Genomic DNA, 4,613 nt, shown 5'->3' with positions numbered 1-4,613 from the left:
GGCGCGTGACGATCAGGGTCAGCGGTCCGGGCCAGAAGGCCTGCACCAGCTTCTGCGCGAACGGCGGCAGCGGCTGGGCGAAGCGCGACAGCGCCTCGGTGCCCTTGGTGCCGGCGGCCACGTGCACGATCAGCGGATGGTCGGCCGGCCGGCCCTTGGCCTGGAAGATGCCGGCCACGGCCGCGTCGTTGCTGGCGTCGGCACCGAGGCCGTAGACGGTTTCGGTGGGAAAGGCCACCAGCCCGCCGGCGCGCAGGATGCGCGCCGCCTCGGCGATGGCTGCGGGCGATTGGCCGTCGAGGATCATGCGGCCTTCATGCCACCGGCGGCAGGCCGAGCAGCAGCGCGACCTGCGAGGCGATGGCGCGCACTTGGCCGGCGTCGGCGCCGGTGAAGGTCAGGTGGCCCATCTTGCGGCCGCGGCGCGGCTCGATCTTGCCGTACAGGTGCAGGTGAGCGCCGGGCAGCGCGAGCACCTCGCTCCAGCGCGGCGACACCGGCGTGTCGTCGCCGGCCGAGAACCACAGGTCGCCCAGCAGGTTCAGCATGACGGCCGGGCTGTGCTGGCGCGGCATGGCCAGCGGCAGGCCGGCCAGGGTGCGCACCTGCAGCTCGAACTGCGACACGTCGCAGGCTTCCATGGTGTAGTGGCCGCTGTTGTGCGGGCGCGGTGCCATCTCGTTGACCACCAGCGAGCCGTCGGCCAGCACGAAGAACTCGACGCACAGCACGCCGACGTAGCCGAGGCCGTTGGCGATGTTCTTCGCCCCGGTGATCGCGGCCTGGGCCACGGTCTTGGGCATGTTCTGCGGATGCACCTCGGTCACGGCCAGGATGCCGTCGCGGTGCAGGTTGCGCTGGGGCGGGAAGTGCACCACCTGGCCGTCGCGGCCGCGCGCCACGATCACCGAGCATTCGAAGTCCAGCGGCAGCAGCTGCTCGAGCACGCAGGGCACGCAGCCCGTGGCCTGCCAGGCATCAACCAGCTCGGCGCGCGTGCGCACGCGCTGCTGGCCCTTGCCGTCGTAGCCCAGGCGCGCGGTCTTCAGGATGCCGGGCAGGAGCCGGTCGTCCACCGCCGCGAGCTGGGCCGCGGTCTCGATCGCCGCGTAGGGCGCGCAGGCCACGCCGCAGCGGCCGAAATGGGCCTTTTCGGCGATCCGGTCCTGCGCGATCGCGATCGCCGGGGCGGCGGGCGCCACCGGCCGCGCCACCGCGAGGTGCTCGAGCGAGGGCGCGGGCACGTTCTCGAACTCGGTGGTCACGGCGTCGGCCAGGCCGGCCAGCCGCGCGAGGCCGTCGACGTCGCCGTAGTCGGTGTGGATGTGGTGGTGGCTGACCCGGCCGGCCGGGCTGTCGGCGTCGGGGTCGAGCACCGCGGTGAAGTAGCCCATGCGCTGGGCGGCATGCACGAACATGCGGCCGAGCTGGCCGCCGCCGAGCACGCCGAGCGTGGCGCCCGGAAGGATCGGCAGGTCGCCGTTGTTGCTGCTCACAGGGCACCTCCGCCTTGCGGCGAGAAAGGAGAAACCGGGGCCGCTTCCACGGGCGGCAGCGCCATCGCCTCGGCCGCGGCGGTCTGGGCCGCGCGGAAAGCATCGAGCTTCGCGCGCAGGCCAGGGTCGTTGACGGCCAGCATCGACACCGCGAACAGCGCCGCGTTGGCCGCGCCGGCATTGCCGATGGCGAAGGTGGCGACCGGCACGCCCTTGGGCATCTGCACGATGCTGTAGAGGGAATCGACGCCCTGCAGGTGCCGGCTGGCGACCGGCACGCCGAGCACCGGCACCGTGGTCTTGGAGGCCAGCATGCCCGGCAGGTGGGCCGCGCCCCCCGCGCCGGCGATGATCGCCGCGAGGCCGCGCCCGGCGGCGCTTTCGGCGTACGCGAAGAGCGTATCGGGCATGCGGTGGGCGGAGACCACCTTCGCTTCGTGACGGATGCCGAATTGCTGGAGAATCTCGACCGCGTTGCGCATCGTCTCCCAATCGGAGTTGGAGCCCATCACCACACCGACCTGAATGGTTTCGTTCATGGTTTCAATTTTACGTTTCACCCCCAGTTGTTCCCGATGATCGACATCACTCTCGAAAATTTCCAGGACGAGCTGATCGAAGCCTCCCTCGCCCGGCCGGTGCTGCTGGACATCTGGGCCGAATGGTGCGGCCCCTGCAAACAGCTCGGGCCGGTGCTCGAAAAGCTCGAGGTGGAGTACGCCGGGCGCTTCACGCTGGCCAAGCTCGACGCCGACAAGGTGCCGCAGATCTCCTCGCAGCTGTCCGAGATGTTCGGTGTGCGCAGCATCCCGTTCTGCGTGATGTTCAAGGACGGCCAGCCGGTCGACGGCTTCGTCGGCGCCATCCCCGCCGAGAAGATCCGCGAGTTCCTCGACAAGCACGTGCCGGGCGCCGACGAGGCCGAGGCCGCCGCCGAGGAAGAAGCGGCGCAGGAAGCGCTGGCCGAGGGCGACACCGAGGGGGCGCTCGAGAAGCTGCAGCACGCGGTGGCCACCGACCCGGCCAACGACGATGCCCGCTTCGACTACGTGAAGCTGCTGCTGCAGCTCGGCCGTTCCGACGACGCCAAGGTGGCGTTCGCGCCGGTGATCGCCAAGGCCGCGGCGGTGCGCCGCTTCGAGGCGCTGCAGCGCTGGATGGACGCCATCGATTTCGCCGCCCCGCCCGCGGGTGCGGTGCCGGCCGTGGCCGAGCTCGACGCGAAGATCGCCGCCAACAAGCGCGACTTCCAGGCCCGCTTCGACCGCGCCCGCCTGCTGGTCGCGGAGCAGCAGTGGACCGCCGCGATGGACGAACTGCTCGAGATCCTGATGCGCGACAAGGCATGGAGCGAGGAACTCGCGCGCAAGACCTACGTGGCGATCCTCGAGTTGATCGAGCCGCCCAAGGTGAAGGTGGCCGACGGCCAGATCCCGCCCGACGATCCTACCGTGGCGACCTACCGCCGCCGGCTCAGCAGCGTGGTGTTGAGCTGAAGCGATTCCTGCAAAAGCGCAGCCAAATGCGCAATTTCATCAGAAAGCGACTTACGAGTCGCTTTTTTATTTGCCGCTTCACGCCCACATAGCTACCATCACTACTCTTTTCTCCTGAAAAGATCGCTCCAATGATCCATTTGATCCAGGAACTCGAACAGGCGCGCAAGGCCGCCGGCCTGAGCCAGGAGGCGCTGGCCACGCGCGCGGGCCTGTCGCGCATGACGGTGCAGCGCATCGAGAGCGGCCAGATCGACCCGCGGCTGTCGACCCTGCTCGAGATGGCGCGCGTGTTGGGGCTCGACCTGATGCCGGTGCCCGCGGCGCTGCGCCCCACGCTCGAGGACTTCGTGCGCGCGGGCGGCCGGCTGCTCGGCCAGCCGGCCGGCATCGAGGCACCGCCGTCGATCGCGCAGAGCCTGGAGACCGGGCGCGGCCCGCGCTGAGCGTCACGCCACCGTGAGTGACGCCGCCTTCACCACCAGCATCCGCTACCTGCGGATGTACCTGCACGCCCCGGGCGGCGATGCCTCGCGGCGGCGCGCCATCGGCTGGCTCTCGCAATACGGCGACATCCTGCGCGTGTCCTTCGATCCCGGCTATGTCGACGACCCGGCGCGCCCCACGCTGTCGCTGGCCTACCGCGGCGCCGACGAGGCCGCCACGCGCGCCATCCTGGGCTCGGCGCGCGATGCACGGGTGTCGCGCGGCGACGGCCACTGGCCCGGCTATTTCCAGAACCTGCTGCCCGAGGGCCACAACCGCGAGCGCCTCGCGCAGCAGCGCGGCTGCCGCGCCGACGACGAGTTCGAACTGCTGGCCGCCGCCGGCCATGACCTGATGGGCGCGATCGAGGTCGAGCCGGTGCCGCCGGCCGAGAGCATTCCCGACACGGTGCGGCACTGGCACACCGCGCTCGGGCTCGACGTGCTCGAGCCCGGCTTCGTCGAGCTGCCGGTGGAGGACGCGGCCGCCATCCCCGGCGTGGTGACCAAGTTCTCGGCCGTGCAGGACGGCCGGCGCTACGTGGTGCGGCGCCACGGCGCGGCCGGCTCCTTCATCCTCAAGCTGCCGACCGTGCGCCACCCCGACCTGGTCGCCAACGAGATCGCCGGCTACCGCCTGTGCGGCGCGCTCGGCCTGGACTGCGCCGAGGCCAGCGTGATCGGCCGCGCCGACGCCGACCTGCCCGAGCAGCTGCCGTTCGAGCAGATCCTCGCGGTGCGCCGCTTCGACCGCACGCCCGATGGCGGGCGCATCCACATGGAGGAGTTCGCGCAGGTGCTGCAGTACGAGCCGCGCCAGAAATACGGCCGCGGCCTCGCGATCGACGGGCCCGCGATGCTGCGCGTGCTCGACCGGCTGTCGCCGAAGCCCGTGGCCGACGTGCGCGAATGCGTGCGCCGCATCGTCGCCTTCATCCTGCTGGGCAACAGCGACGCGCACCTGAAGAACTGGGCGCTGCGCTATCCCGACGGCGTGGCGCCGGTGCTCGCGCCGCTCTACGACCCGGTCTGCGTGGCCGCCTTCTTCGAGCAGGTGCCCGGCGGCGACTACGCGGTCAACCGCGCCATCGACGCCAAGCTGCGCGCCTTCGGCTGGATCGCGCTCGAGGCGCTGC

Annotated in this window: 6 protein-coding genes; 3 read left to right on the top strand and 3 right to left on the bottom strand. The window is 71.0% G+C overall.

What is annotated here, in order from left to right:
- The 3 genes from AC27VN_RS33565 to purE all read right to left on the bottom strand — a co-directional run.
- On the bottom strand, positions 1–307 hold a 307-nt coding region (locus AC27VN_RS33565; protein WP_490879361.1), incomplete at its 3' end, for an L-threonylcarbamoyladenylate synthase.
- A gap of 7 nt (positions 308–314) precedes the next feature.
- The gene (locus AC27VN_RS33560) at positions 315–1,496 is read right to left on the bottom strand and encodes a 5-(carboxyamino)imidazole ribonucleotide synthase (protein ID WP_490879360.1); all 1,182 of its coding nucleotides are present in this window, start codon (positions 1,494–1,496) and stop codon (positions 315–317) included.
- Positions 1,493–2,035, bottom strand: coding sequence for a 5-(carboxyamino)imidazole ribonucleotide mutase (purE, locus tag AC27VN_RS33555; RefSeq protein WP_208512565.1), 543 nt, complete (start codon positions 2,033–2,035; stop codon positions 1,493–1,495). The genes AC27VN_RS33560 and purE overlap by 4 nt, the downstream gene beginning before the upstream one ends.
- 36 nt (positions 2,036–2,071) lie before the next feature.
- Between purE and AC27VN_RS33550 the strand changes: the two genes are divergently transcribed.
- The 3 genes from AC27VN_RS33550 to AC27VN_RS33540 form a co-directional block, all read left to right on the top strand.
- Complete coding sequence (locus AC27VN_RS33550; RefSeq protein ID WP_490879359.1) at positions 2,072–2,992, top strand: tetratricopeptide repeat protein; 921 nt, start codon at positions 2,072–2,074, stop codon at positions 2,990–2,992.
- A 131-nt stretch (positions 2,993–3,123) separates the two neighbouring features.
- On the top strand, positions 3,124–3,438 hold the full coding sequence (locus AC27VN_RS33545; RefSeq protein ID WP_093351252.1) for a helix-turn-helix transcriptional regulator: 315 nt from the start codon (positions 3,124–3,126) through the stop codon (positions 3,436–3,438).
- A 55-nt stretch (positions 3,439–3,493) separates the two neighbouring features.
- Positions 3,494–4,613: type II toxin-antitoxin system HipA family toxin (locus AC27VN_RS33540; RefSeq protein ID WP_490879362.1), on the top strand; the 1,120-nt coding region annotated here is incomplete at its 3' end.

The organism is Variovorax sp. 20P10.2.4, assembly GCF_058244205.1.
The sequence above is the reverse complement of the archived record's forward strand: the minus strand, read 5'-3'. Positions and strand labels throughout refer to the sequence as shown.

Excerpts from the sequence above, each read along its gene's own strand:
- AC27VN_RS33550 (WP_490879359.1), top strand. The coding sequence starts at position 2,072 with ATGATCGACATCACTCTCGAAAATTTCCAGGACGAGCTGATCGAAGCC.
- AC27VN_RS33545 (WP_093351252.1), top strand. The coding sequence starts at position 3,124 with ATGATCCATTTGATCCAGGAACTCGAACAGGCGCGCAAGGCCGCCGGC.
- purE (WP_208512565.1), bottom strand. The coding sequence starts at position 2,035 with ATGAACGAAACCATTCAGGTCGGTGTGGTGATGGGCTCCAACTCCGAT.